A 26856-nucleotide genomic window follows, 5' to 3' on the forward strand; every position below is an offset into this window, starting at 1 on the left:
CAGTTTTACAGGAGAATCTGAAATGTAATGACGGGAACAGGAACAATGGTTTCTTCACTCTGCTGGTTGACCCGACGGGTTGGGATGGACCAGTGTCGCGGGAAGATCCGGGTGCCCCAATATTTCCGCTTTCATCAGCAGGTATTGAAAACGTTTGGAGTGCAGAGTGGGAGGCAGTGAAATCAACAGTGAGTGCTTACCGCTCAAATCGGCGGCGACACTGATGCGTCTCTGTTCGACGCTGGGAACCTGGAAGTTGATTTTTTTGCCTGAGACCTGTGTCTCCAGAGTTTTGACGCGGGAGATTTCGCTTTGCTTGACCAGAACTTCGAGGCGTACCGCTGTGTGATCTGCTGTGAGGATCGGCCTGAGTTCAAGCGTCATTCCTTCAGCGATGACTTTCAATTCCGGTTTCAGTTCTCCGGATTCCGCTTTATGTACGCCAATGACGAATGGCCTTTGCACCTGATTGACGATGGAGCCTTTCTGGCCATTGAACAACGTGACCTTCGGATTAAAAGCACAATGACTGCGTTCGTCGCTCTGGGCAGCCTGGATCAGTTTGAATTCCTGTTGTTCGTTGATCACTGCCACACTGATGGGAAAATACTCTTCGACCGCGGCACTTGCCTGGACGACCGGACGAGGATTGGTTTTGTCAAGGTGCGGCTGGTGCGGAGCGGCGGTTGTATTTTGGAAGCCAGCCAGACCGGTCCAATTGATGCCAGTTTGTGCCGCAACATCAGAGGCGGTTTCCATGAGAATACTGGCGAAAGTAATCTGACCGCAGCCACTCTGTTCCCAGGCACGGAGTTGTCGACTCAATTCTTCGTGCAGCGAATCCGGCGCATTGACCACGAGACGGTTTTGCTCATCGTAATCTGCAAGTGCCTGTTTCAGTGGTTTCTCACCTGTCTGGTATTTTCGATTTTGAATTTCCAGAAGAAATTTGACGTGCGTCATGAGATACCCGTATGCCTGTTCTTCAGAAAGTGATCGTTCCTCGGAAATCCTGTCGATCACTTTTTTGACCTGATAGATCCGTAAGTCGAGCGGCTCTAAACTTTCGTCGTCATGTGGCGAGAGTGTAGGGAGTTCAGCAAACCAGTTGTGCTGGAGTTCATTTTGAATCTGCATTTGCTGGTTTGCCGGGGTTGTGGAGTCTTTTACATCCGACAGCCCCGTCGCAGTAAAAAGCGCGATGACAATGGTCACAGTGGTTGTCTGTATCGGGTGAACCCGGGTTGTCGCGCTACGGAGCGCTTTGAGGCGGTTGGTGAGCGATCGCTTACGTAACGGGTTTTTCAGAAATCCGAGCATCGAGACCGGCAGGGAGACCCGCCAGCGAGATCCCGTATTCGGCCGCTGGGCCAGGGTCAGCAGGAGTTCGCTGTATTCACGGGCAGAATCGTTCTGAGTGTTATTGCGGTCTTGCTGTTCTTGCCAGCAGAGGACCATCGCATCGCGGGACTGTTCGCGGAGGCTGCCAAAACGAGTGGCTGCCAGCCAGTAGAGGGGATTCCACCAGTGCAGTAATTTCAAACCAAACAAACACCAGTTGACCCACAGGTCCCGCCGCTTAAGATGCGCTAACTCATGGAGCATGATGAGCTGAAGCTGACTGTCGCTCAACTCTGTGAGATCGGTGGGGAGCAGCAGTTTTGGTCGCAGGGCTCCCATCACAGAGGGTTGGGATATTTCGTCGCAGACAATCACTGGAACAGCGCGGCGAAAATGAATCTGCTCACAACAGGTGTTCCAGAGTTGCAAGAGTCGCTGATCTGTGGAAACCGGAAGTCGATTGATTATTCGAGCAAATCGCCAATGAGTGACCAGCATACGAATCAGAATGAAGACAGCACCCACAAACCAGAGTGGTGGCAGGATACGCAAGAACCATTCGAGGAAGGTGATGAGATATTCCTGAAGCGTTTCGGTGAAACTTACTTCAGAGGTTTTCGGTTCGAGGAACTGGATGTCGTTCATGTGAGTCGCGTTCGCGAAAGCCGGAGACGTCGAGTTGGCGTCCCTTACCGGCCACGGTTCAGGCAACGGTTCAGGCGAGTAGATATCTCGGGGCGGCTCAGCAGGCGTAGACTCCTCTATGAATTCAACAAGGAGACTTGTCAGGCTATACGAACTCTCGGGAGCGAAACCATAGGGGACGGCGAGCCGGATGAGGACCAGTGCCCAGAGCAGTCCCATCTGTCCGGCGGTCAGCCATTTTCGCGCGAAGAGGTTCACGAGCAAAACAAGTGCCGCCAGCAGGCCTGCGGTGATCGTGGGGATGATCAAGAGTTCCAGGATTTTATCCGTAATTTCAACATAGAGATCTAAAGCCAACAGGAATCCATTCATGATCAACGTTCCTTGTCATCGAGAATGCGGCGGAGCTCTGCAATTTCTTCTGCAGAGAGTTTGGTATGTTGCATGAAATGCGCGAGCAGTGGCGCCGGTTCACTGGAGAAAACCCGGTCCAGAAAAGCACGGCTGGCCTGCTTGATACAGGCCGAGCGTTTGACGCGGGAGCGATAGACATAGCGGTTGCCCTGCTCTTCAAAGGTGAGCACCTCTTTTTTGACGAGGCGGTGCAGCATGGTTTTGATGGTCTGGGGAGCCCATTCGGCCTGGCCGGAAAGACGAGACACAATCTCCTGGGCGGCGAGCGGCTGGCCGTCCCAGATAATATTCATGACCTGCCATTCGGCGTCGGAAATGGAAACCTGTTTCATATTGAGTTCTCCTCCTTGAATGTTTACAGATGTAATTAACTACAATTGTAAACGGAGTCAAGAGGAGAGTGTACATTCCGTGTGATCGTGACGTTTTTTTGAGTATTCAAATTTCGGTGCAGCGATCTGGAAAGAAGTCAGACCAGACCAGAACGATGGGTTATCCTCACCGGAAGTGTGAATAACCGGTGAAACTGGTGTAAAATCGGAGTTTCTTAAAGGTTCCCGCTTGTGACAGATGGCAGAATGCATTAAAAGAGGTCGTGGATTTGTAAAGAACTGAGGGATAGTACGCCTTCAATTCAAAATGTTGATCCCCTCAACATCCCACCTGATTATCCTGCAACGCGCTCCCTGAGATGGTCCTGCGTCTCGTCGAAAGGTTCTGTTTGAATCTGAACAGTAAATCGTGTCTTATCAGACCTTAAATTGCACATTGGCCGAAATGGTCCGTACGCTCGTTGGCGTACTCACCTGACTTTGACCACCTGCCAATACAGGAATGATGGACCAATAGTTTGTGTTGCTGAATCTTGAGTTTTTTGGATTTGCGAGACAGCAAGCCTGAGATTCAAGTCTGCTTTTGCACTCGAGCGGTCAGTTTCCAGTGCGCCCCGTTTCCGTGTAGGCACGGAGAGTCTGCTGGCGAAGGGTTCGCCTTCCAGGCTGACTGTGCAGATCAACCTTGAGAATGTTATTGGAGTTTAGATGTTAGCGTTTTTTTCGAAGCATACCGCTTCCGTCAAGAATGATGTTCTGTCTGGTTTAACCGTGTCGCTGGCGCTGGTACCGGAAGCGGTTGCCTTTGCGTTTGTCGCAGGAGTTCCTCCCACCGTCGGTCTGTATTCTGCATTCTTTATTGGCTTCGTGAGTGCATTAGCCGGTGGCCGTCCCGGTATGATTTCCGGAGCTACCGGCGCGATGGCTGTTGTCATCGTCTCACTGGTCGCCATGCATGGCATTCAATACCTGTTTCCAGCAGTCATTCTGTGTGGTCTGCTACAGGTAACCGTGGGCGTGCTGCGGCTGGGAAAACTGATTCGACTGGTCCCCCACTCCGTGATGCTGGGATTTGTGAATGGACTGGCCATCGTGATTGGCCTGGCACAGATTGGAAGTTTCAAAACGCTGGGCGTTGATGGCAACATGACATTTCTGTCGGGCCTTCCCATGACAATTATGATCGCACTGGTTGCGCTGACGATGGCAGTGATTGTGCTGCTTCCCAAACTGACCAAAGCGGTTCCCAGTTCGCTGGCCGCGATTATTATGGTCTCCATGATTGCGGTCGGAGTCAATCAATTTGCCCCAGAGAGCTGGATTCCTACCGGGCAGAATAACGTCGTGCAGACTGTGGACGACCTGATGATGAATAATCTGAAAGCGAAGGCGGTTACTGAAGCAAAGCAGGAAGCGATTGCGACTGCTGAAACAGACGCGACAGAACAGCCTGCTGACGCCGCAATTTTAAATGAAACACAGATTGCGACAGCAGTCGCTTCCGTGCAGCCCACCAAAGAGCCTTTACCAATGTTATTCTTCATGGACTCGCGCTATGTCCTGGCGCCGTTTTCCTGGGAAACGTTGATGATCATCTTCCCCTTCTCGCTGATTCTGGCCGGGGTCGGGTTGATTGAATCACTGATGACCCTGACTTTGATTGACGAAATCACCGAGACCCGCGGAAGCGGAAACCGGGAATGCATCGGTCAGGGCGCCGCGAATATTGTCTGTGGACTGTTTGGTGGCATGGGTGGGTGTGCGATGATTGGCCAGTCGCTTATTAACGTTAATTCGGGCGGTCGCGGACGTCTTTCCGGTGTGGTCGGAGCCGTAGGGTTGTTGATGTTCGTGGTGCTGCTCAAACCAGTCATCTCCATGGTTCCTATGGCGGCGCTGGTCGGTGTGATGTTCATGGTGGTGATCGGGACCTTCGAATGGAGTACGTTGCATACCTGGAACAAGGTTCCTAAAAGCGATGTGCTGGTGATGGTACTGGTTGCCGGTTATACGGTCCTGTTCCACAATCTGGCAGTCGCTGTATTGCTGGGAATTATCGTACAGGCGTTGATCTTCGCCTGGCATCATGCGACTCACATGATGGCTGACATTCACTTCGAGGATGATGATAAAAAAGTGTATCAGCTGCATGGCCCGCTGTTCTTTGCCTCGGTCAGCAGTTTTCGCGAACTGCTGGATCCAGTGAATGATCCGCCGATCGTTGCCATCGATTTTTACTTCTCGCGCGTTTACGATCAGTCGGCGATTGAAGCAATCAACAAGATCGCGGAACGGTATCGCCAGGAAGGCAAATGCCTGCACCTGCGAAATCTGAACGCTGACTGCAAACGTATGATCGAACGGGCCGGCGGCCTGGCCGAAGTCGATATTTCTGAAGAGCGCCACTACCACATCACGAAGATGATCTAAGATCATTTTCCACTGAGACAGTAAACGCCCGGACGGTCAGCCTTCCGGGCGTTATTTTTTAGCAGCGGTCAACCAACGATCCAGCTGATTGGCAAATGCCTGACGATCTTTGGCATTGAAGTTCGCCGGACCGCCTGTGATTTGCCCTTCCCCGCGCAGGTCGTCCATCAGATCACGGACCGCGAGTCGTTGGCCAATGTTTTCGGCAGTGTAAAGCGCACCGCGTGGATTGAGTGCCTGTCCGCCTTTCTCCACCACTTGCGCTGCCAGCGGGATATCCGCGGTCACCACGAGATCCCCTTCCTCAGTAAGCTCAACAATACGCTGATCTGCAACATTCAATCCCGCAGGGACCAACAGGCTGTCGACGTACTCGGAGCGCGGAGTGCGCATCGGCTGATTGGCAACCAGGGTGACCTTGATCTGCGTTCGCTTAGCTGCACGAAACAGTAGTTCTTTGATTTCTGCCGGACAGGCATCTGCATCTACCCAGACTTGCATCCGGAACTCTCCTGTTAACTAAATCGATGATTCTCTGTGGTACTTCAATAAATATCGTAGTTTATTTTCATGTTGCAGTCTGCAGAAACGTATTTTCGAAACGATCTTAATTATTTGCATGCGAAAAAAGAGACACATCTGTAGAATCTTGCATCAGAGTTGATTTATTCTGCGAAATTCTCTGCATAATTGATTTTAAAACATACGCATAAGTGTGATTTCATCACTCGTTCCTAATTATAACAAACTGCTTCTCAGGATTGTGCTCGTTCTCATATCGTATCAGGAGTCAAAATGAAGTTTCTCAAGTCGTTCGAAATCGTGAGTCTGTCAATTTTCACTTTGTTTATTGCTGCAGGTTGTGGTGGCGGCGGTGGCAGTGACCAACCCGATCTGGGTACTGTGACTGGGGTAGTCACAATGGATGGTCAACCACTGCCGAATGTAGTAGTTACTTTCAGTCCGGAAAATGGCCGCCCTTCCATCGCCCGTACTGATGAGGCTGGCAACTATGAACTGGGATATACGGCTGAAGCCAAAGGCGCCGTGATCGGCAAGCACAGCGTCAGCATTTCCACACCACAGGAAAATCCGACCCCTCCCGGTCAGGTCTATAAGGATCCCGTTCCTGCCAAATACAATTCCAAAACGACCCTGTCAGCAGATGTGAAGGCCGGAGCCAATACCTATGATTTCCAGCTGGAATCCAAGTAAATAATTTAACATTATTTAGACCGCGGTGATGATATGTATCATCTTCATATAAACTTCACCTAATACAGTGTACTAATACTGTGCACATACGATACCAGCAATGAATCAATGAGTTATTTTTTTGTTGACGCCTCAAAACCCGAACGTTTTCTGGTTATAATTCATTGATACTTCGGTCATAATAGATATGTTCGGGCTCGCCATAAAAATCTCAACCCGTTGTAAGTTAGTAGAGTCTTCTACCCGCCGCTTTACACAGATAATTGAAAGAGACGCTAAAAGTACTGTCCCGCCATTTTAATAATTAATACCAATTTAGTTTCAATGTTTCACGGGTTAGATTAGTTCGAATTTTTATCGATCTTATTCCACTTCAATTACCACTTCATATTTCTTATTCTGGAGGAAACGATACTGATGAGACAAGTTGAACGAAAAGGCACATCATTTTTTAAGTTCGGTTTTACATTGATCGAACTTCTGGTTGTAATCGCCATCATTGCGATCCTGATTGCATTACTCTTGCCAGCAGTACAACAGGCGCGTGAGGCAGCCCGTCGCAGCACATGTAAAAACAACATGAAGCAGATTGGACTGGCGTTACATAACTATCATGAAACACATCGTATTTTCCCGCCAGCTTACATCGATAATACCCCTGCCACAAATACATCACATCTGGCACCGGACAACCTGAATGGTCTGGGCTGGGGAACGATGGTTTTGCCCTTCATGGATCAAGCTCCTTTATACAATCTGATCGGAACACAGACAGGCAGTTTTGCCTACAACTGGCAGGATTCTAATCACGATGGTACAGGAAGTGTTGCAGATGCCATCGCAGCAGCAAAAACCATACTGCCCGCATTCATCTGTCCCACCGACCCGATGGAAGGTATTAATACGGACATGAACAGCTTTGGAAAATCCAATTACATTGCCAGTTCAGCCACCGGTGCCAACGCTAGAGACGGCGTGATGTATGTGAATTCTCCCACCAGAATGAAGACCATCACCGATGGATTGACCAATACGATTTTCATCGTCGAACGCACTACCGAAAATGATGGCAGTACTTCTACAAACTGTGGCGGTTCTCCCTGTAGCTGGAGCGGTGGACTTTGGATTGGGCCTCGTCTGTCGGGCAGTACTGTCGCATGGCACCCGGGTTTGTCTTCACTGGATGTTGGCAACAGCGGCGGTTCTAGTACTACCTACAACATTAATGGTTCAGCTGCGACCTGGGGTAGTTCCTGGATTGCTTCCAGCAGCCATGAAGGTGGAATCCATATCGTTCTCGGCGATGGTAGTGTTCGCTTCCTGTCAGAGAACATCAACCTGGCCACCTATAAGGCCTTGGTAACACCTAACAAAAAGGAAATCATTGGCGAATTTTAATACTGATCGTTACCAACGAATCATTTAAATCACAACGAAGCCCGATCGCCACTTTCAGCAGTGATCGGGCTTTCTTCATAAACCACATCTTACTTAGCTTTCTTTATAATTATGCACCTTTCCCGACCCAGGAAAGTGTCCACCCAGACCAGTCCAGTAGAAACGAAGTTTTCACATCGGATTATTCGTGTTCAACCAGATATACCAGTGTAATATCCACGAAGTTGATTTGTGAACGACGTTGTTCACTGGAAGTTCTGCCTCTGAATTCTCTAAAATTGAACCTGGATGCTTCAGGTGATTAGAGGAACCTACTGGCCCGCCGGTCATTCTTTTCAGTGATGCTGATTTCCTTGGGAGTCTCTTCCCATATTTCTGACTGCGAAGCAAATCCTGTCATTTCAGACACAATCTATTGATCACATTTTATCTTTATTTATTTCATAGAAGGTACAGATCATGAAACGTCTACCATTCGGATTCCGCGTGATTTGGCAGCGTGGTTTCACGCTGATTGAACTACTGGTGGTTATCGCCATCATTGCTATTTTAATTGCGTTGCTCCTGCCGGCAGTGCAGCAGGCTCGTGAAGCGGCCCGTCGCAGCACGTGCAAAAACAACCTGAAACAAATCGGTCTCGCGCTGCATAATTATCATGAGACACACCGTGTATTCCCTCCCGGCTTTATTGATAATGAGCTCGATTTCACAAGCGCAAAAACAGCAGATCCCAGTGCGAACAATAACGGTCTGGGCTGGGGTGGATTCATTCTGCCTTTCATGGATCAGGCGCCGCTCTACAATCAATTGTCTTCCCAGACCAACCAGTTCGGGGAGCATTGGAGTGTCAGCGCTTCCGATCTGGCAAAAACGGTTCTGCCAGCCTACATCTGTCCCTCAGACCCGATGGGCGGCGTAAATACCGACAAAAGCAGCTTTGGAAAATCGAACTACCTTGGCAGTCACGGTACGGCAGCAGCTACTACCAGCAACGGAATTCTGTATGGCAACTCCGCTACAAAAATTCGTGATATTACAGATGGTACCAGCAATACGGTCCTGGTTTCCGAGCGTACCACACAAAATGATGGTTCCAACTCCACAAACTGTGGCGGGACAGCCTGTAACTGGCAGGGTGGATTGTGGATCGGTCCCCGTTATACCTCATCCACTTCAACCTGGCATCCTGGTGTTCTGCATTATGATGTGACCAACTTCGGAGGTGGCAACTCCACTTATCTGATCAATGGCACTTCGGCAAGCTGGGGCGATGACTGGTGTGCATCCAGTTCACATGTTGGCGGAGTGCATATGCTGTTTACAGACGGACGCGTCCGTTTTGTCAGCGAAAACATGAGTAGTGGCGGATCCAACACCACCTACCATAAACTCGTCACCCGCAATGGCGGCGAAGTAGTAGGGGAATTCTAAGGGCGCATCACATTTTACCATAGTGTCTCTCATACTATGAGACTCAGTTCAAATGTCTCTGAAGATACTAAAGTAAAACTGGGCACAGTCTAATAGAACAGGTTTCTATTGATTCAACGAAATCAGGCGGCGCATCAAATTGTTGATGAGCCGCCTTTTTCGATTTGATTCCCTTCGTGGACTCAGGCCAATTGAGACCATGTTGCTGCAACGACAGCACGTCACACTTAACCATAGCGTCTCTCAATCTAATATACTCGGGCCAAACAGCCCTGGAGACGCTACAGTAAAACTGAACACAGTCTGGAGCAGTTTATGATTGATTCAACAATGCGAGTTCTCTACTGGCCCGTCCGTGATTCGGATTGAGCTTGAGACACTTCTGATAAGCTTCTTTCGCAGACGCCTGATCACCGAGCACACGCTTGATTTCTGCATAATAAAACCATGTCTGGGGATCCAGAGGATTCAGTTCCACCGACCGGACAATGGCCTCCTCCGCGGGTTTCAGTTGATTATTCCTAAAATTGATCATGGCAAACAACAGCGCTATTTTCGCCTGGTGGTAGTCGCGTTTTTCCGTATTCTTCTGTTGATCGTAATAATCTGCCAGAGTCTGATGCACTTCAATCGTAGGTGACATCTCCAACACTCTCTGCAATAGAGGAACTGCTTTCTCCATATCTCCTGAAAGCAGGTAAGCACCGGCTTCGAACTGCAGTGTCTCTGCATTTTCGACCCCAAACTCCTTTAATTTCTGTATCAGTTTCAGCATCCGTTCCGGATTCTTTCTCTGGAATTCGACTTCGAGCATACTGATCAGGGTTGCTTTATACTGTGGAATACGGCGTTCGCTCATCAACTCCAGTACCTCGTCCAGTTTTTTCGCGAGGTGATCCATATCATTGCGTTCCAGTAGCTGATTATAGGCTTCCACCTCTTTTTGAATGCCATGTCGTTTGCTGTAAGGTGTCAAAAAGTCGGTATTAAAATTTAACGGGATCTGGTACATCGCACGTTCCAGGCGATCCTCTGCCTGCTTTGCCTCTGCCAGGCGCCCCAGCGATTCCAATGCTTGTGCCTGTAACTGGTTGAAGATCAGTGAATAGGGCGTTGCTGCCAGATTCCGTTCAATATAAGGCAGTGCTTCCTCAGCACGTCCTGACCGGACGAGTAACTTTGCCAGTTGATAATCTGCTGGCGGGAAGCCGTTATTTTTACGAAATATCTCCTCTGCTTTCTCTACATTTTCTTCCCGCAGGTAATTCCTGCCAATGGCATACAGATAATGACGGGGACTGGCAAAGGGAGTGTCTGTCTTAGCTGAGTAGGCTTCCAGCTTTTCATATTCGCGGGTACTGACCTGCATACGTCCCGTGCGTTCCAGACAAAATGCATAACTGGCCTGAGCCAGCGCATCATCAGGATCGATCCTGGCCGCCTGTCGAAAACAATTCTCCGCATATCCATAAAAGCCCTGCCCCAGAAAAGCCTGTCCGAGTCGGATCCACTCTCGGCTGGAACCGGATTCCGCTTCCGCTGCCAGTTCCCGGTAATCAGCCATCAGTAGAGGGTCGATATATTTAGCCTCAGGCAGTACGGGTATCGGGCGGGCCAGTCGTTCCGCGATCAGATATCCACAATATCCCAGCTCCGCTACCAGTAGTATTAGCAAGAGTCGAATCAGCTGAATCATGGCTTGTCCTCCTGCAGATTCAACCAGGCATCAATCCGACCGATCCTTGCGAAAGGCTTCCGTAAATTCAGCCCTCCCGCGACAAGATCTTCTCGACCATCTCCATTGAGATCACCTGTGGCGACAGTGACAAGATGAATGGGATCACTATCAATCTGCCAGGTTTTAAAATTCTGTTTCCCGTCGTTTTCCAGCCAGACCACACTGGCCGTTTCCGGGTCATACCAGTCATTGGTCATGCTCACCAGCACCACATCTAAATCTCCGTCTCCATCGATGTCCCCTGTATCGGCAGCGTAAGTTCCACCCAGATCAGAAATACGATGTGACTCAAATTCCCAGTTGCCTTTATTCTCGAACCACAGGCAGCCATGATATGGTTGTGGGTAAGCGTCAAGATCTTCCAGGTTATCTCCCGCAGGCAGAATCAGATCTTGATCCCCGTCCTGATCAAGGTCAGCGTGGATCAGCCCCGCGCCTCCCAGATCGAGATTGACGGTAAACCAGAGTCGCCTTTTTTTGAACTCACCCTTTCCGAGGTTTTCAAACCCCCACAGTTCTTCTTCATCCTGTGTCACAATTGCTGCGATGTCCAGATCGCCATCACCGTCGTAATCGGCGACGGGCACATGGATGGTACCAGGGGCATTCAAAAGTTCATGATCGCGGAACTGCAGTTCTCCTCGATTCTCCAGCCACAATACAGAACCGCGGCTATAGCCAAACACCGCAACTGCCAGATCCAGATCGCCATCACCGTCGAAGTCACCAGGCTGCACATCAGCCACACGTCGGACATCATTCAGGATCACGTGCTTTTTATAACCGTCTCCCTCACGTTCGTAGAGCTCCACGCGCCCGATCACGCGATCGTCGGGCATGAGATTACCGAGAATCGAAACGATGATATCCTGATCGCCGTCGTCATCGATATCGACCACGGTTGCATGGGCGGGTGCAGCCAGATCCGTGAGCAGAACTTCTTCCCGCCAGGAGGCGGGACCATCCTTTTTAAACAGTGAAATAATACCCCGCCCGGCATCGCAGCCGACGATTTCGTTCTCACCATCGCCATCGAAATCCAGAATCTGCACGTTCGTGATCAGGGGTAACCCCACCGGTGGGGAGCCGACCGTCGCCCGCTCAAATTTCACGGGAGAAGCAGGATAGGTGGTTCCTCCCGAAAAGATTTCCGCGGGTTGTCCCAACGAAGGTAACGTTGGAATCACCAGCCAGGTGACAATCGGAATGGCGATAATCAGGACGACCAGAATGAGCGCGCGGGCTTTCGATGACATATAAATCCATTATAGCTTGCAGTGAGTGAAACCAGAGTCGATTACACAAAAGCAGGGATACCTTGATGTTCCAATCATATAAACCAGACAAAGGCATCGCCATTCACTTACTACGCCAAAAACAGCGGTGGTAAGAGAAAAAACAGTTGAATTCTAACCAATGGATTACTTCAGTCTCTGAATTTTGATGCGGCGTAAGGTGTGAACACCACTCCCCTTTCCAGTTCGGAGCTCGCGCAGGCTGAGTCGCAAAGAAACCGCCCCGCGCAACAAAAAAGACAGATCAGCAACAAAACGCGCTGATCTGCCTTTATCACGATGCAAACCTGACCAGCGTTTGCTGATCCGGTTCGCGGTAGTGCCCGCTACATTATTTAACCAATTGCTCCGCCAATGGCATCCTGTTATTAATTGTGTCCTCTACTGAATCCGGTTCCCCAGTGACCATAATGAATTCCGGAGAAATCATGGTGGCCGTGAGCATGAGAACCAGCTCCGATGTACTGGGTTCCATTGTAATCGCTGTTCGAGTAGGACATGCTTGGTTCCGAGTTGTTGAAGTTCATCGGATCAAAGGGTTTCCAGGTCCCATTGTGTTCGACCAGCCACTGTCCCTGTTTGGTCAAAAACCACCAGGATCCATTGTGGTAACGATACTGTGCGCGGGTAGCATCATCAATATTCAGATGCGCTGTTCCTGCACGTACGACGGGATCGATCTGGGCTACGGACTGATCGGGCAACATCTTGCTGGCTGCATCTACTTGTGCACCAGAAGTGTCAGCCTGTATCTGTGCCGATAAGGCGAGGGGGCTGATTCCCAACACTGCTGCAACGGTCAATACTTTTAAACTGAGCGCATTCATGTGAACACCTTTCTTTCATTCAAGGTATTGTATGATCATTCCTGACCGCGATGATTATCTTAAGAAGCAAACGTCATACCGGCTTTGAAAAGCGAGGTGAATTTACCTGGATCTGACACAGGAGTTTAACCTGTCGCCACAGGCAGGAACTTTTTTGATGAACTTCAACCTGGCGGAAATGATGAAAACAGAATCGGTTACATCACATTCAACGCGAGGGGATATTTCTGTTCCCAGGAACAACATGTTTAACGCCGCTCTCTTCCATTACGATTTGAGTCTGCAGAAATTTGCTCATACCTGCAAATTCCTGCCTGGCCAGCAGGGAGATTGAGAACAGAAAGCCTCCGCCATTCATCAGACCTGATTTGGTTTTTCACATTGAGACGTTTAAGGACTGTCCTGTATTTGCGGTATCAGAAAATCACGCAGCTTTTCAAGCTGGTCGGTATTGATATGATCGACTCGCGCATCAACGAGTTCCTTCCAGAGTTCTTCAGATTCGGGTGTCGCCCAGAATCGAATGCGCCGCCCTGCCGCATGTGCCTGCCTGACAATCTCCCTGAGTTTTTTGCGCTCTGCCTCAGTCATCTTTCCCTTGCCACGATATTGAAAATGTGACGTCCAGCGGTCGCTGATCAGTGGCATCAGTTGTGACGGTTTATCGGAATCCAGATCACTCAGACGACCATCAATCCCTGCATAACGCGGGTTATCAGCTTCGATCATTTCGATGGGCCGATCTCCCGAGATCACGACCTGCACCGGGTGACGAACTGTTTTCCCATCCTGACAGGAAGTGAGAAGTTCCTCATATTCCCGCAGTTGATTCCGCAAAACCTGATAAACGGCTTCTCCATCGGTTTTGATGTCGATCAGCAAAGTGAAGGGCGGAGACTTCTCGTCAGGCTCCCGTTTTTGAACCTGGAAGTATTGCTTCAACGGATCGAGATATAACTTGCGAAGCGTACGATCTTTTGATAACTCATCACGACTATGGCCAACGAGTAATTCCCCATCGACGAGAAAAACATCCGCTTCTACAGACCAGAAGCGATTTTTCAACGCGTCCTGTAGTGGTCGGCTCTGTTTGTAATCATTATGGGCATGCGCTCGATAGAGAGGTGTCTGCTGGAAGCTTTGTGTCAGACCAACCGAAGTATGGCTGACCACAACCAGCAAAATGGTAGAAAAGAACTTCAAGTGATACATTCACCAATCCCGTTATTCACACAGAAACCACATCCCGGCCACAAGCCTACAGGGATCAACCTTTGAGAGTATGTCATGCCAGAGCCAGCCCTCCGACGCCCCGGTAATTTCGGAGCACATGAGACTCAAACCAAGGTACAGGCTAGTAGTCTGTGAAATGATTATCCAGTCATTCCCACTGGATTCATCAATTCTTAACGAGCGGCGATCTCCTGAATCAGCTCAGTTTGAATGAGCTTTTGAACCGACTAAGAAAATGGTCAAGGTTTTGCTTCAAGCTGACACACGTTTTTCTACGCATTCGTAGATCCGAATCAGGAAGATCTTAAAATAAGGGGGGAATGCCAAAGGCCTTCGTCGGGGGGACGAAGGCCTTTGGGTTGTAAGTGGTTTTCTCAGCGTGAGAAACGAAGTACACCCCGCAGGGTTCGAACCTGCAACCTTCGGTTTCGTAAACCGATGCTCTATCCAATTGAGCTAGGGGTGCCTGTCCCGGATGGGAAAGCGTATTTTAGCGAGGGGGTTCTCCCTTTTAAAGTCTTTCGCAAGCTGGATTTGAATCTTTTTACGAGCTGCTGACCAGAATTTCGCTTCTCAACCTGTCGAAAACAGTGATTATGACGCTTAGAGACACACTTTCATCAACGGTTGCTGATCTTTTCAGGTACTGCAATATTCGACAACGAAATCTGAACTTTGGTTCAACGCATCTATAAAAAAAGGCCCTGTTTGTAAAAACAGAGCCTGGAAGACCACTTATTCATGCGATCTTCTCGCGAGATTCCTCCCTTTGAGGGATCATCTGGGATTAGTGATGACCATGATGTCCATGGTGACCGCCACGATGTCCGCCATGTCCTCGGTATCCGCTACGATAACCGCTTCGATTTCTACCATAGTAGCCGCCTCGTCCGTAATTGTATCTGGACCCACCGCTGTAAATCCCAATCCCGAAGGAAGGACTACTGTAATAAAATCCGCCGGAACCATAGGAAGGATAAGAGTACCCGCGGCTGTAACCGTAGCCGCCGTAGCCACTCCCATAGCCGTAACCTGAAGAGCAGCCATAACCGGCATCTGCCTGTTGGGTTGGCATGATTAAAAGGGCTCCCCCCAGAACCATTCCCATACAGACTGCCAGCCTGAGACCTCTTCGCTTTTTGGTTGGAGTTGATTGAGCCTGGTCAACCGTAGCTGATGTGTTTCGCATTGTTTCGCTCCTTGGAAAAATGAACCATAAATGAGTGCAGCAGAATTTAGTAAGCGTCCTCTCTTATTCTCTGTCACTCGAATGCAGTACGGTTGAGATTCCATCATTCATCATCTGTTTCTCCGTCTGCCTTAACTAAAAGAATCGCTATAAGCATGCCAGAATCAGTTATTTGTAATTATGAGACCTTAACCTCTTAAATTTAATAGAGTTAACCGGTGTTGCGTTTTTTACATTTCTGGTAAGCCTTTGAAAACTGTCTCAGAATCGCGGCAGTTGAGATCAATCTGATATCAGTAAAATCTTATTTTCTGGCAGGATCTGCCGGTAAGAATTCAATAAAAAAACAAGTCTCTCACTCAAATGGTCGGGCCGAACCATAAGAATAAGAGACTTGTGAGTATTTGCCTGCGTGAACCTGCTGAGAGGAACCGGCCCGACAAGATCAGCTAATTCCTGATCGTGGCGGATTTATTAAAAAACCAGGGATCAGAATCCATAGTAGAAACCAAACCCGGGTGAATAGTACCCTCCCCTGTAGCCGCGATAGTAGTAGTTGTTGTAACCCCGATTGTATCTGCGGTTATAGTGTCGGTAGTTATTTCGGTATCTGTTGTAACTGTGTCTGTAATTTCGCCGTCCGCGATTATAATCACGTTCAAAATGGCGATAATGGTTTCGCGCCCGTTTCCAGGCTGGTGGTCTGGCTTCTGATGATTCAATGGCGCCTATAAATAAGACACTACATGCCAGCGTGGCAATTGTGAGTGCACGTTTCATGGTCTTGTCTCCTTGATAAGAACCTGCTGCCGGATTGATCCCCGGTTGAATCAATCCGGCAACTGACGATATTTCAATTTTCGTTTCTTACTTCAGGAAAGATGCAACAGGTGTGCCAATCGTAGGGAATTTGAGATTAATGAACTTAAACCGCATGAATGTGCAGAGTTTAGAGTATTAATTATTTTGATCTGCAAATTTATGCAGACTTGATTTGTGGTAGAAACGAAAAAAGTGTGGTCGGAAAGAGAACAATAAAGTCGTTCAACGACCACACTTTTCAAATCTGAACAATCAGATCATCAGTATATATTTATTCGTTTGGCTTCAAGCAACCGGATTGGTTAATACACCAATCTGATCAATCTCTGCTTTCATCACATCACCATTTTTGAGGAACTTATTCTTCGAGGCACCGACACCACTGGGGGTTCCCGTTGAAATCACATCCCCGGGTTCGAGTTGTACAAAACTGGAAATAAATTCGATGATCGCCGCGACCGGGAAAATCATCTCTGCTGTGGAAGCATCCTGTTCGACATTCCCATTGACTGACAATTTCATCTTAAGTGTTTGCGGGTCCGGAATGTCATCCGCTGGTGTGACACAGGGCCCCATCGGACAAAATGTGTCGTGCCATTTACCATGCTGCCAGTCAAAGAAGGTATCTTTCTCTCGCAATGTGCGTCCGGGATTGGGTCGAAATTTCCGATCAGAGATATCGTTAATCACGGTATAGCCGGCGACATAGTCCAGCGCTTCCACTTCAGAAACTCCTTTGCAGGATTTACCGATCACGATTCCGAGTTCGAGTTCCCAGTCAATGTAATCTGGAGAGACTTCCGGTATCTTGACCGGCTGTCCCGGATGAGTGAGTGTCGTCAAAGGGGGTTTCATAAAAACATAAGGGAACGTTTTCTGTCGTTCTTCGGCTTTGCCCCCCCCTTCTTCGATATGCTTGGAATAATTTCCGGCCAGCAGTAACAGCTTGGACGGTTCCGGAACAGGAACCAGCAACTGGACCTCATCGGTCTGGATCGAAAGGGGAAACAGTTCTTCATCCATGGACTGTTTGAGCTGGGTTTCGACGGCCAGAATCAATTCCCGTTGTGCGCCGCCAGGCAGAAATGGCAGCAGCCCCTCTGATTCATCCAGAAGAACTCCCGCCAGCTCTGCAGCAGCACTGAAGGGGATAATGGTATCTTCCGAGTAGAAACCACACGAAATTTGATTTTCAGATTGATAGCGACAAAGTCTCATACTGTTAGGACTCCTGAACGGTGAGATCAAGTGGGAGGTAGCTTCCGGCCCAGCGATTTTCGCCTCGCCTGATGCCATCAAGTTGGGCACGCGTTCTCCTATCCTACCGGAAAGCAGGCGACAGACCAATTCTCAGCAGCGGTTATGAGAGCTGCTTTTGGAATCTCTTTAAACTGATGCCGATGATGGCGATGCAGCAGAGGCTGAGCCCCAGTACATAAGGCAGCAGGTCAGTCAGGTCCGCACCACGCAGCACGATTCCTCTGAGAATCTCCAAGTAGTATGTCACCGGAATTATAAATGTCACCAGATAAATAGGGAGTGGCATCTGAGATCGAGGGAACATGAATCCCGACAGCAGCACAGAAGGAAGCATAATTAGAAATGCAAACTGGATGGCTTGCAGTTGAGTTCGGGCAATCGTGGAGACCAGCATGCCCAGCCCCAGACCACAAATCAGGAACAGTAGCGATAACAGCATTAGTTCCCAGAGATTCCCATGTATGGGGACACCAAAGAAAAAAACCATCAGAGTGAGCACGATTAGCGTTTCAACGAATCCGATCAGGGCATAAGGTGCCAGCTTTCCCAACAGCAGACCGGATTTACTGACGGGAGTTACAAATAGTTGCTCGAGAGTTCCCAACTCCCGTTCCCGGACAATTGCGAACGAGGTCAGAAACAGAGTCACCAGCTGCAAGATAATTCCCACCAGGCCGGGAACAAAGAAATGCGAGCTGTCCAGATCCGGGTTGTAGAGCAACCGTGGTCTGATTTCGACAGGCAGCGCCGGCTGGCCGTCGGCATCGCGGGCAGGTACGACGTTCAGATTTTCTGCAAAGCTTCTGGTCATGCTGGTGGAGAGATTGAATCCCAGCAGATTCGAGGCGTTCAGGGCTGTTGTCGCCACCTGGGAATCGCTGCCATCAATCAGCACCTGTACCGATACCTGCTCCCCTTTTAAGAGACGGTCTGAGTAATCGGGAGGAATTGTCACGCCCACCTTGGCGCGTCCCGACTCGAATGCATTGCGAAAATCTTCATGGTTATATACGTGTTCTACAATTCGAAACGTGCGCGTATTGGCAAACCCATCCTGCAGTTCACGGGAACTGGCGCGGCCATCCAGGTTGAAAATTACCGTCGGGATATTTTCAATCTGTGTATCTATGGCAAAACCGAAAATCAGGGTCTGCAGAACGGGAACGGCAAATACAAACAGCAATGTCGATGGTTCGCGGCGGACATGAGAGAACTCTTTAATCAGGATCGCCCAGAACCCGGCCAGGATCCCCGGATTCATCTGTGCCGATGCTGGCCGCCTCACAGATTGTTTCTGTTCACGCGGTAATTCTTCCTCCATTTGATCCGGAGGTTCTCTCTCCAGCGGTTGCTGACTGGGAGTCACAGTAGTCGGGAAGCTGGCATCCTGATGATTCAGTTCTTCTGCCCGGCTTAAGGTTACAAACACATCTTCCAGAGAAGGTGTGATGTGCCTGACCTGTACGGCTGCGGATTCACCTGAAACCTGCCTGACAAAATCGTGTTCGGAGAGACTCTGATCTGCGAGCACATGAATTGTCTGTCCAAACAGAGTAGCATCCCGGACGCCTTGCATGGTTCGAAAAGTAGTCAGGTAAGTGGCGGGATTCACTGTTTCAATTTCCCAGCGTGCGGTCCCTTCCGGGGTCACGGTTGGTAATTGTTTGAGCTCATCCGGTTTACCACAGACGATCAGACGCGAGTTATAAATATAACCCACGTCACTGCAGCGTTCTGCTTCATCCATATAGTGAGTGGTGACAAACAGGGTCACGCCCTGCCCGGCCAGTTGGAAGAGCAGGTCCCAGAGATCGCGTCGGGCGACCGGGTCGATCCCGGCCGTCGGTTCATCCAGAAACACCACTTCTGGTTCGTGAATCAGCGCGCAACCCAGAGCCAGCCGCTGCTTCCAACCTCCCGACAGATTCCCGGCCAGCTGATCCAGTCGATCCTGCAACGAGGTGAGCTCGATGATTTCCTGAAAGCGCTGATCCAGTTTTTCAGGACTGAGTCCATAAATGCGTCCATAAAATTCAATATTTTCCCGTACGCTCAAATCAGCGTACAGACTGAAGCTCTGCGACATGTAACCAATATGTCGTTTGATCAATTCTGCGTCATGTACAATATCATAACCCAGTACCTGTGCGGAACCAGCAGTCGGCTCAAGCACGCCACACAACATACGGATGATTGTTGATTTCCCGCTGCCGTTGGGTCCCAGTAAACCGAAGATGGCTCCGCGCTGAACTGTAAAGCTGACCTGATCAACGGCCTTTAAAGAGCCGAATGCTCGCGAAAGCTGATCTATCTCTATGACTGTGGTCATGAAATCTATTCCTTCCCATGGAGCCAGACGTCGGCAGCCATCCCGGGACGGAGCAGTTTGTCTTTATCTTTGATTCGGACTTTGATGCGAAACACCTGCTTGGAACGTTCTTCCGGAGTCTGTACATTGCGGGGCACAAACTCAGCCTGGCGGGACACAAAGCTGACGCGACCTTGGAACGTTTTATCGGGATAGCTGTCGATGGTGACATCGACTTTTTGATCGACTTTGATGTCCAGATGATTTTCCGGCACATAACAGCGGACCCAGAGCTGATTCCAGTCCAGGATGGAAACAACGGGCACATTGCTACCCACCAGATCACCGGGCTGCAGAGTGACTGCTTCGATCGTTCCATCGAGTGGAGCAATAATTTTCAATTCTTTGATCTGATCTTCGATGGTCGACAGGAACGCTTCCGCTTTTCTGACACTGGCGGCCGCCTGTTCAATGTCTTCTTTGCGACTTCCGTTTTTCAACAGCTGCAACGCTGCTTCCGCCTGCTTCAGCAGTGCTCTGGCCTCATCAATTTCTTCCTTGCGGGTCCCTTCGTTCAGTAGATCCAGATTTTTCTGCTTGACTTCTTTTTTTGATGCAGAAACCTGCATTTCTGTATTAGCGGTATCCAGCTCATCCGCTGATGCCGATTTCTGTCCAAACAGAGTTTCCACCCGCATCTGTTTGGATTTTGCGAGTCGATATTCCGAATCTGCCAGATGCAGTTCTGCGATGGCTGAGTCGATTTCCTGCTGCCGGGGTCCATTGATCAGCAGTGTCAGGCGGGCCTTCAACTGATCGACTTTGGCTTCGGCTTCGTCGATTTCTTCGGAGCGGAAGCCGGCCACCAGTTCTTCGTGTTGCGCTTTGACTTCAGCCAGCCCCGCGATTGCCTCGGCACGTCGTTCCAGTAAATCGTAGGGCTCAAGTTCGATCAGCAGGTCGCCTTGAGAAACGGATTGCCCTTCTTCAATCAACACCTGTTTCACACGTCCGCCGACACGCGACCCGGGCCTGATATCGTCGGCTTCAATGAAACCAGATACTCGAAGCGGGATATGACGTTTCTGGCTGAACACCAGTGCCACAATCAAAGCTGCACCGACAACAATCAATCCTGCTATTTTCTTCAAGGGGGTTACCTCATGGTTCTCAAGCAAATCGTCTCAGGCAGGGATGCGGCCACATTCCAATGGTCCCTGTGCCATGTTTTCTGAATCGATCAGCGTGCATCTTACTCGAATCCGGGGGTAGACTATAGTAACCCTGCCTGCTCTCCCGGCGCACTGAAGAAAAAGAAGCTCCGAACCTGTAATGGATTGCCTGCACCGCTAATTGAACAACATATGATTCGGTAGACAGAAGGAGATGTGCGAGTTTTCTGCTGAATCAGATTGCACAAGAATCAGGCATGTCCCCAGTCTGGCTGCGGGAGTTTGATGATTCAAAAAATAATATACCGTGAATACGGTTTAGTCAGAATAGCCTTATCTTGTTATTGTGACTCAAGATAAGCCCCTGTAACCAGGTGTCATCAAATCCACAGAACTGGTTTGGCACGTGATTCGCTTTTCAGTAATTCACAATAATCATCAAACAGAAACATTCTCTTAAACAAGTGCCCTTATAACTCCGGGCGTTCAAAGAATGTGCTCGAACCTGTTTGATGAGCATATTGCCAACCTGTTTTAAAAGGAGAGATGGTGTCCCACTTACCATCTAAAAGAAGAGGAATGAGAAGAGGATTCACACTAATCGAACTAATGGTAGCGATTGCAACGATCGCTGTACTGATTGCATTACTCTTACCCGAAATCCAGAAGGCCCAGGATGCCTCACTGAAATCAAGTCAGAAAGATGGCCCCTACTGGGTGTACCGTGAATACGAATACGCGGGTGGCCCTGTGATTTCAGAAATTTCCGGAACATATAAGCATTCGCTTCAGGAAATCCTGGACATGTATGCGATCAATCTGAAAAAACAGCAGAAACAGAATGAGCAGGAACTGGAGCAGATTGCTCAGTTGGAAGAGGCGGGATCCAATATCACTGTCGCTATCGCCCTGAAATCTGCCGAAACAGAAGAAACAAATACGCGTCGCGACCCCGTTGGGCACACCCGTCATACCGATTTTAAAAATCAGAAACTCTCCAGGGAAACAAAGATTGCGAATACCAAACGGGCATTGAAAAACTTTAAATTTGACCTGACCCAGGATACTGCTTCTCTGGTCGCACGACGAAATCTGGTTGATGCAATCGAACAGCTACAGAACGATTTAAAACGACTGGAATCACAAGACTGAACAGAACTTCGGTTCGGCTGACTACTTAATATGACTCTCCAGCAAAACAGGTGGGGCTTGATACGGTTATCAGGTTTCACCTGTTTTTCTTTTTCCGTGTTCCAATATCCCACTTTTCCAACTGTTTTTGTAGATATTTCAAACTTTTAAAAAGCGATCTTTTTTTGTGATGTTGCTCTTGGCAGAAAAATGAAGACGCATTATAAATCCGCCTCTGTTGACTTCTGGATGAGTAAAACTCTCTCACTTCACAATACTCATTCTCAAGCTCAACAGGATATGCAGCCGCATATCATATCTCAAAAAACCTACCATCCCATTCAAAATTGATTTTTATGCCATTCATCTTTCCTTGAATCAGCGTGGCTTTTCAAGGGTGTGTGGATTTTCAGAAATTGACTGATGCCTTCGCTGCAACTCAGGTCTCTGGAATCGCGCTCCCGGAAAACGTGATTCTATTCAGAGATCGATAAAGGAGCACTCAAGATGCCCATCCTTGTACGGGTATGCCTGCTTACCGCAGTTAGTTTGTTTACGATTTCACAGTCAGCCTGTCAGCGTGGACCGAACGCCCAGTTGCGTCAGAGTATGTACCGCTCCCAGCAACTGTATGACCAGAGTATGGAACTGGCCATGCAGCGAGATCAGTTTCAGCAGTCCGCGAATGCGTTGCAGCACGAACGGGATCAGCTGGCCATGCGTGCTCAATCGCTGGAATCCAATCTGAACATCGCCAACAAGCGGCTCGATAATCTGAACTCCGAGCGTTCGGAAATGCAACAGCGATATGTCAGCCTGATGAAAAAAGCCAAAGGCCAACCCAGCCCCCTGGATGGCGAAGCCACCCGTCGTTTTCAGGAACTGGCTGATAAATATCCCGATTTCGAATTCGATCCAAATACAGGCGTCAGCAAATTTCACTCAGACATTCTGTTTTCCTCCGGCAGTGATAACCTGAAGCCTGCCGCTCAGGAAATCCTGAACCAGTTTGCCGCGATTATGAATGACGGAAATGCCAAGCGATTGAATGTTCTGGTTGTGGGACACACAGACGATAAACCGATCTCGAAAGCCAGCACACAGCGTCAGCACCGTACCAACTGGCATCTATCAACGAACCGGGCGAACTCCGTTGTACTCACCCTCTCTAAATTCGGTGTAAATCAGGCTCGCATGGGAGCAGCCGGCTACAGCATGTTCCAGCCGGTTGTGCCTAATCAGAACGATTCGGCTCGACAGAAAAACCGTCGTGTGGAAATTTTTGTTCTCGCACCTGATGCCGTTGTCGCCGGCTGGGATCCGAATCCCACGCTGTTGCATTAGAGTGAACCGACACAGAAACACAGACTCGTTCATAGCGAGTCTGTTTTCATTTCAGGATGCTAATGCTGCCTGAGAAATCAACCGTTTGGTCCGATCTCGAAATAGGTTTTGATCCCACTCAACACACTGTCGACGGCTACCGAAGCCAGAATCAGCCCTCCAATCCGGCTGACCACACTCGCTCCTGCATCTCCGATCAGTTTCTGAATTCGCCCCGCCAGCAACAGGAACCCGAGCGTGATGAGGAGGACAGACACCATTGTCAGTGTGGAGATCAACTGTTGTCCGATGTGAAAACGATGGTTATCAGTAATCAGCACCACAGCCATCATCGCACCGGGAGAAGCGATCGAAGGAATCGCCAGAGGGAAAACGGCTTTATTCTGATGGGCATTGATGTGCGACGATTCTTCAATCTCCACTTCCGGTTTGCTTTCACCAAAAATCATGGTTAAAGCAAACAAAAACAGGACAAGCCCCCCTGCAATCTGAAATGCGGCAAGTGGAATCTCAAGCAGATCGAGCATGATCTGACCACCCACGATGAACAGCAGCAGCACCAGGCCGGCTGTGATGATTGCCTGATACGCAATTTTCCGCTGCACCATCCTGCTCGTACCGGCGGTAACTGCAATGAATACCGGAATCGAACCAATTGGATCAATGACGGCCCAGAGATACACAAAATCTCTGAGAATATCGTCCCATTCCATGCTCTATCTCGTCTTTCCGTTGAATTCTGATTCTCAATCTTCCGGCTTGTACTTTGGATTCAACTCAGTAGGGATCGCTGCCTGAAGGTGTTTCTGCCAGCGATGAAGGGCCTGCGATAATTCCTGTACTTTATCGGGGTGACTGTCAGACAGCTCCTTTGATTCCCCAATATCGAGCCGCGTATTATAGAGTTCCTGATGTCCGTCTTCGAAAAACTCCAGCAGCTTCCAGTCTCCCTGACGAATCACAGAAACGGGCGTTGTACGAAACCGCTGCTGCATGCCCTGGTATTTTTGCAGATAGGCGGGGAAGTGCCAGAACAGACTCCTTGATTCCAGTCGAGTTTGCGGATCTTTCAGCAGCGGCACCAGACTTTCGCCATCTAATAACTCACTTTCCAGAACCGGTATGTTCGTCATTTCCAGAAAGGTCGGATAAAGATCGACATTAATCACAGGTTCATCACTCGCACTCCCAGACTGTGTCACGCCGGGCCACTTAATCAGCAGCGGTACGCGAATCCCCCCTTCATACAACATGCCCTTCGATCCGCGTAACGGTCGCATGCTGGTGGCTGGCCCGTATCCGCCATTATCGGACGTAAAAACAATGATCGTGTTCTGATCAAGCTGCTGTTCCCGCAGAGTTTGCAGAACGCGACCGATACTCTGATCCATGCTGCGAATCATCGCTGCATAGGTGGCATGCTGAGGCAGTTGCCCGGCTGGTTTCGATTTAAAATATGCAAAGTCCTGTTGTTTAGCCTGTAAAGGAGTGTGGACTGCGTAGTGTGTCAGATACAGAAAAAACGGAGACTTCACATTGTCTTTAATGAATCGGCAGGCTTCCGTGGTCAGGCGATCTGTCAGGTATTCCCCCTGCTCTCCATCGCTCAACTGTGGGTTTTTATACGGACTGAAATAACCGCCCCGCGGGCTACCCGAGGGATTCCCGGCGATATTCACCTGAAAGCCCTGCGAAAGCGGGGACTGTCCGAGATGCCATTTCCCCACACTGGCACAATGGTAACCTGCCTGCGAAAGTCGTTCGGCAATCGTCGTAAACCGATCATCTAACACAGTATTATTCTCAGCAGGAATCAGCTTTCGAAATCGGCTCTTGCCACGGGCAGGGTCTCCCACCGTATAGACACCATGCCGCGGCGTATAGAGACCTGACATCAGACAGGCACGACTGGGAGCACAGTTGGGCGCTGCTGAATACGCGGCGGTGAACTTCATTGATTCGCCCGCCAGTCGATCAATGTGAGGCGTCTCGAAGAAATCGCTGCCCATGAAGCCCACATCACGCCAGCCTAGATCGTCAATAAAAAACAGGACAATATTAAGCCTTTGATTCTCGGCATTGGTTTGTGTCAGCATCGAAAGATGCCAGCAGAACAACAGCGCGACCACCAGAGTACGAGGCATCGGATTTCCTTCCAGAATGAAAAGGAGTGGTTTTTCCGGAGTGGTTTGTTTACGATCAATGACTGCTGACTATTCTAAACATCTGCAGGTTCCCTGTCATGGCTGCCGTTGCCTGCAGAAGTAATTCCCGCCGGCTGCGAGCTAAGACCGCTGTAACATATTGAATACCTGAAAACTCCTGTGAGGAAGACTGTCGTGAAGAAAATCAAAGTAGGACAGATTGGGGTGGGGCATCCGCACGCGGGTGGAAAAATGCAGGCGTTTCGTAAATCGGAAGACTACGAAGTCGTCGGCGTGGTCGAACCCGATGAAACGCTGCGCACTTATGCTGCTTCAACAGGTATCTATAAAGACCTGCCATTCCTGACACAGGAACAGTTACTCAACATCGACGGACTGCAGGCAGTCGCCGTGGAGACACTGGTCCCGGATCTGTTGCCGACCGCGGAGACCTGTATAGCGGCTGGTAAACATATTCATCTGGATAAACCCGCGGGCTTATCTCTGCCTCACTTCAAACGCATTCTGGATCAGGCGGCTCAGAAGCATCTGCTGCTGCAGATGGGCTACATGTACCGTTATAATCCGGGCGTCGTTCTTCTGCGCGATCTATTGCAGAAAGGCTGGCTCGGAGAACCGTTTGAAGTGCACACCGTCATCAGTAAAAAAATGGATGCCGCCAGTCGCAAGAATCTGGAATCACAACCGGGAGGCATGATGTTTGAACTGGCCTGCCATGTGATTGATCTGGTCGTACAAATTCTTGGTCGTCCCGATCAGGTCACTCCGTTTGCACAGCATGCCTCTGACATTGATGACACTCTCCAGGATAATATGCTGGCGGTATTCAGTTACCCCCGGGCTCTGGCAACGGTAAAATCGAGTTGCAATGAAGTCCAGGGATTTGATCGACGACATATCGTCGTCTGTGGATCTGAAGGAACCTTCCATCTGCAACCGTTTGGCAGGCCGTCCGCGCGCCTGACGCTTTCCCAGGCGAAAGGGAAGTATCGTAAAGGGCAGCAGGAAATTTCGTTTTCAGGCTATACCCGCTATCAGGATGATGTCGCAGACATGGCGAAGATCATCCGCCGCGAAAAAGACATCGATTTTTCATATCAACATGACTACGACGTTCAGGAAACCGTCTTAAAGTCAGCCAGTCTACCCGTCACCTGATCTGTCAG

The 26856-nt window shown here is 49.4% G+C and carries 22 protein-coding genes and 1 tRNA gene; 8 read left to right on the forward strand and 15 right to left on the reverse strand.

Translation table 11 applies throughout. From position 1 onward, the window contains the following. Nucleotides 1-54 precede the first annotated feature (54 nt). Together Pan161_RS26140 and Pan161_RS26145 are read right to left on the reverse strand one after the other, a co-directional pair. The gene (locus Pan161_RS26140; RefSeq protein WP_145231692.1) at nt 55-2358 is read right to left on the reverse strand and encodes a M56 family metallopeptidase; all 2304 of its coding nucleotides are present in this window, start codon (nt 2356-2358) and stop codon (nt 55-57) included. Between the two features lie 2 nt (nt 2359-2360). Then, on the reverse strand, nt 2361-2732 hold the full coding sequence (locus Pan161_RS26145; RefSeq protein WP_145231693.1) for a BlaI/MecI/CopY family transcriptional regulator: 372 nt from the start codon (nt 2730-2732) through the stop codon (nt 2361-2363). 708 nt (nt 2733-3440) lie between these two features. On the opposite strand from Pan161_RS26145, the gene Pan161_RS26150 reads away from it, so the two are divergent. After that, on the forward strand, nt 3441-5162 hold the full coding sequence (locus Pan161_RS26150; RefSeq protein WP_145231694.1) for a SulP family inorganic anion transporter: 1722 nt from the start codon (nt 3441-3443) through the stop codon (nt 5160-5162). 51 nt (nt 5163-5213) lie between these two features. On the opposite strand, the gene Pan161_RS26155 is transcribed toward Pan161_RS26150, so the two are convergent. Next, nucleotides 5214-5663 (reverse strand): YaiI/YqxD family protein, encoded by a 450-nt coding sequence (locus Pan161_RS26155; protein ID WP_145231695.1) that lies wholly within the window; start codon nt 5661-5663, stop codon nt 5214-5216. Nucleotides 5664-5957: 294 nt separating this feature from the next. Between Pan161_RS26155 and Pan161_RS26160 the strand changes: the two genes are divergently transcribed. The 3 genes from Pan161_RS26160 to Pan161_RS26170 all read left to right on the forward strand — a co-directional run bounded on the left by Pan161_RS26160 (nt 5958) and on the right by Pan161_RS26170 (nt 9206). Then, nucleotides 5958-6377, forward strand: coding sequence for a peptidase associated/transthyretin-like domain-containing protein (locus tag Pan161_RS26160; RefSeq protein WP_145231696.1), 420 nt, complete (start codon nt 5958-5960; stop codon nt 6375-6377). Between the two features lie 417 nt (nt 6378-6794). Further along, nucleotides 6795-7775, forward strand: a complete 981-nt coding sequence (locus tag Pan161_RS26165) for a DUF1559 domain-containing protein (RefSeq protein WP_145231697.1) — start codon at nt 6795-6797, stop codon at nt 7773-7775. 459 nt (nt 7776-8234) lie between these two features. Next, on the forward strand, nt 8235-9206 hold the full coding sequence (locus tag Pan161_RS26170; protein WP_145231698.1) for a DUF1559 domain-containing protein: 972 nt from the start codon (nt 8235-8237) through the stop codon (nt 9204-9206). Nucleotides 9207-9519: 313 nt separating this feature from the next. Here the strand turns inward: Pan161_RS26170 and Pan161_RS26175 are convergent, their stop codons facing one another. The 3 genes from Pan161_RS26175 to Pan161_RS26185 all read right to left on the reverse strand — a co-directional run bounded on the left by Pan161_RS26175 (nt 9520) and on the right by Pan161_RS26185 (nt 13066). Continuing rightward, nucleotides 9520-10902, reverse strand: a complete 1383-nt coding sequence (locus Pan161_RS26175; RefSeq protein ID WP_145231699.1) for a tetratricopeptide repeat protein — start codon at nt 10900-10902, stop codon at nt 9520-9522. Continuing rightward, on the reverse strand, nt 10899-12200 hold the full coding sequence (locus Pan161_RS26180; protein ID WP_145231700.1) for an FG-GAP repeat domain-containing protein: 1302 nt from the start codon (nt 12198-12200) through the stop codon (nt 10899-10901). The genes Pan161_RS26175 and Pan161_RS26180 overlap by 4 nt, the downstream gene beginning before the upstream one ends. Nucleotides 12201-12607: 407 nt before the next feature. After that, nucleotides 12608-13066: a hypothetical protein gene (locus tag Pan161_RS26185; protein ID WP_145231701.1), complete on the reverse strand. Its 459-nt coding sequence runs from the start codon at nt 13064-13066 to the stop codon at nt 12608-12610. A 157-nt stretch (nt 13067-13223) separates the two neighbouring features. Here Pan161_RS26185 and Pan161_RS30760 point away from each other — a divergent pair, with 157 nt between their 5' ends. Beyond that, nucleotides 13224-13400, forward strand: a complete 177-nt coding sequence (locus tag Pan161_RS30760; protein ID WP_197995539.1) for a hypothetical protein — start codon at nt 13224-13226, stop codon at nt 13398-13400. Between the two features lie 56 nt (nt 13401-13456). Here the strand turns inward: Pan161_RS30760 and Pan161_RS26190 are convergent, their stop codons facing one another. The 7 genes from Pan161_RS26190 to Pan161_RS26220 all read right to left on the reverse strand — a co-directional run bounded on the left by Pan161_RS26190 (nt 13457) and on the right by Pan161_RS26220 (nt 21029). Further along, the gene (locus Pan161_RS26190; RefSeq protein WP_145231702.1) at nt 13457-14278 is read right to left on the reverse strand and encodes a phosphatidylinositol-specific phospholipase C/glycerophosphodiester phosphodiesterase family protein; all 822 of its coding nucleotides are present in this window, start codon (nt 14276-14278) and stop codon (nt 13457-13459) included. Nucleotides 14279-14691: 413 nt separating this feature from the next. Beyond that, nucleotides 14692-14765 (reverse strand) — tRNA-Arg (locus tag Pan161_RS26195). 321 nt (nt 14766-15086) lie between these two features. After that, nucleotides 15087-15488 (reverse strand): hypothetical protein, encoded by a 402-nt coding sequence (locus tag Pan161_RS26200; protein ID WP_197995540.1) that lies wholly within the window; start codon nt 15486-15488, stop codon nt 15087-15089. A 489-nt stretch (nt 15489-15977) separates the two neighbouring features. Beyond that, nucleotides 15978-16268, reverse strand: coding sequence for a hypothetical protein (locus Pan161_RS26205; protein ID WP_145231703.1), 291 nt, complete (start codon nt 16266-16268; stop codon nt 15978-15980). 327 nt (nt 16269-16595) lie between these two features. Continuing rightward, entirely contained in the window at nt 16596-17528 is a 933-nt protein-coding gene (locus tag Pan161_RS26210) for a fumarylacetoacetate hydrolase family protein (RefSeq protein WP_145231704.1), read from the reverse strand. A 142-nt stretch (nt 17529-17670) separates the two neighbouring features. Next, nucleotides 17671-19899: an ABC transporter permease gene (locus Pan161_RS26215; RefSeq protein WP_145231705.1), complete on the reverse strand. Its 2229-nt coding sequence runs from the start codon at nt 19897-19899 to the stop codon at nt 17671-17673. A gap of 5 nt (nt 19900-19904) precedes the next feature. Next, nucleotides 19905-21029, reverse strand: coding sequence for an HlyD family secretion protein (locus tag Pan161_RS26220; RefSeq protein ID WP_197995541.1), 1125 nt, complete (start codon nt 21027-21029; stop codon nt 19905-19907). A 600-nt stretch (nt 21030-21629) separates the two neighbouring features. On the opposite strand from Pan161_RS26220, the gene Pan161_RS31305 reads away from it, so the two are divergent. Further along, nucleotides 21630-22202 carry a type II secretion system protein gene (locus Pan161_RS31305; protein WP_315851554.1) on the forward strand — a complete coding sequence of 191 codons (573 nt, stop codon included), beginning with the start codon at nt 21630-21632 and terminating at the stop codon, nt 22200-22202. A gap of 486 nt (nt 22203-22688) precedes the next feature. Beyond that, nucleotides 22689-23525, forward strand: coding sequence for an OmpA/MotB family protein (locus Pan161_RS26230; RefSeq protein ID WP_145231708.1), 837 nt, complete (start codon nt 22689-22691; stop codon nt 23523-23525). Nucleotides 23526-23602: 77 nt separating this feature from the next. Here Pan161_RS26230 and Pan161_RS26235 read toward each other — a convergent pair whose 3' ends face one another. Together Pan161_RS26235 and Pan161_RS26240 are read right to left on the reverse strand one after the other, a co-directional pair. Continuing rightward, nucleotides 23603-24238, reverse strand: coding sequence for a MarC family protein (locus Pan161_RS26235; RefSeq protein WP_145231709.1), 636 nt, complete (start codon nt 24236-24238; stop codon nt 23603-23605). A gap of 33 nt (nt 24239-24271) precedes the next feature. Beyond that, nucleotides 24272-25669 (reverse strand): sulfatase, encoded by a 1398-nt coding sequence (locus tag Pan161_RS26240; protein ID WP_197995542.1) that lies wholly within the window; start codon nt 25667-25669, stop codon nt 24272-24274. A 195-nt stretch (nt 25670-25864) separates the two neighbouring features. On the opposite strand from Pan161_RS26240, the gene Pan161_RS26245 reads away from it, so the two are divergent. Further along, on the forward strand, nt 25865-26848 hold the full coding sequence (locus Pan161_RS26245) for a Gfo/Idh/MocA family protein (RefSeq protein WP_145231710.1): 984 nt from the start codon (nt 25865-25867) through the stop codon (nt 26846-26848). Nucleotides 26849-26856 lie beyond the last annotated feature (8 nt).

The sequence above is a fragment of the Gimesia algae genome (assembly GCF_007746795.1).
Lineage (GTDB): Bacteria > Planctomycetota > Planctomycetia > Planctomycetales > Planctomycetaceae > Gimesia > Gimesia algae.

What these genes read in the sequence shown, in the direction of transcription:
- Pan161_RS26180 (WP_145231700.1), bottom strand. Translation starts at nt 12,200, where the DNA reads ATGTCATCGAAAGCCCGCGCGCTCATTCTGGTCGTCCTGATTATCGCC.
- Pan161_RS26175 (WP_145231699.1), bottom strand. Translation starts at nt 10,902, where the DNA reads ATGATTCAGCTGATTCGACTCTTGCTAATACTACTGGTAGCGGAGCTG.
- Pan161_RS26155 (WP_145231695.1), bottom strand. Translation starts at nt 5,663, where the DNA reads ATGCAAGTCTGGGTAGATGCAGATGCCTGTCCGGCAGAAATCAAAGAA.
- Pan161_RS26190 (WP_145231702.1), bottom strand. Translation starts at nt 14,278, where the DNA reads ATGTATCACTTGAAGTTCTTTTCTACCATTTTGCTGGTTGTGGTCAGC.
- Pan161_RS26200 (WP_197995540.1), bottom strand. Translation starts at nt 15,488, where the DNA reads ATGCGAAACACATCAGCTACGGTTGACCAGGCTCAATCAACTCCAACC.
- Pan161_RS26150 (WP_145231694.1), top strand. Translation starts at nt 3,441, where the DNA reads ATGTTAGCGTTTTTTTCGAAGCATACCGCTTCCGTCAAGAATGATGTT.
- Pan161_RS26240 (WP_197995542.1), bottom strand. Translation starts at nt 25,669, where the DNA reads ATGCCTCGTACTCTGGTGGTCGCGCTGTTGTTCTGCTGGCATCTTTCG.
- Pan161_RS26230 (WP_145231708.1), top strand. Translation starts at nt 22,689, where the DNA reads ATGCCCATCCTTGTACGGGTATGCCTGCTTACCGCAGTTAGTTTGTTT.
- Pan161_RS26185 (WP_145231701.1), bottom strand. Translation starts at nt 13,066, where the DNA reads ATGAATGCGCTCAGTTTAAAAGTATTGACCGTTGCAGCAGTGTTGGGA.
- Pan161_RS26165 (WP_145231697.1), top strand. Translation starts at nt 6,795, where the DNA reads ATGAGACAAGTTGAACGAAAAGGCACATCATTTTTTAAGTTCGGTTTT.
- Pan161_RS26140 (WP_145231692.1), bottom strand. Translation starts at nt 2,358, where the DNA reads ATGAATGGATTCCTGTTGGCTTTAGATCTCTATGTTGAAATTACGGAT.
- Pan161_RS26145 (WP_145231693.1), bottom strand. Translation starts at nt 2,732, where the DNA reads ATGAAACAGGTTTCCATTTCCGACGCCGAATGGCAGGTCATGAATATT.
- Pan161_RS30760 (WP_197995539.1), top strand. Translation starts at nt 13,224, where the DNA reads ATGAACTTCAACCTGGCGGAAATGATGAAAACAGAATCGGTTACATCA.
- Pan161_RS31305 (WP_315851554.1), top strand. Translation starts at nt 21,630, where the DNA reads ATGAGAAGAGGATTCACACTAATCGAACTAATGGTAGCGATTGCAACG.
- Pan161_RS26210 (WP_145231704.1), bottom strand. Translation starts at nt 17,528, where the DNA reads ATGAGACTTTGTCGCTATCAATCTGAAAATCAAATTTCGTGTGGTTTC.
- Pan161_RS26215 (WP_145231705.1), bottom strand. Translation starts at nt 19,899, where the DNA reads ATGACCACAGTCATAGAGATAGATCAGCTTTCGCGAGCATTCGGCTCT.
- Pan161_RS26170 (WP_145231698.1), top strand. Translation starts at nt 8,235, where the DNA reads ATGAAACGTCTACCATTCGGATTCCGCGTGATTTGGCAGCGTGGTTTC.
- Pan161_RS26160 (WP_145231696.1), top strand. Translation starts at nt 5,958, where the DNA reads ATGAAGTTTCTCAAGTCGTTCGAAATCGTGAGTCTGTCAATTTTCACT.
- Pan161_RS26235 (WP_145231709.1), bottom strand. Translation starts at nt 24,238, where the DNA reads ATGGAATGGGACGATATTCTCAGAGATTTTGTGTATCTCTGGGCCGTC.
- Pan161_RS26205 (WP_145231703.1), bottom strand. Translation starts at nt 16,268, where the DNA reads ATGAAACGTGCACTCACAATTGCCACGCTGGCATGTAGTGTCTTATTT.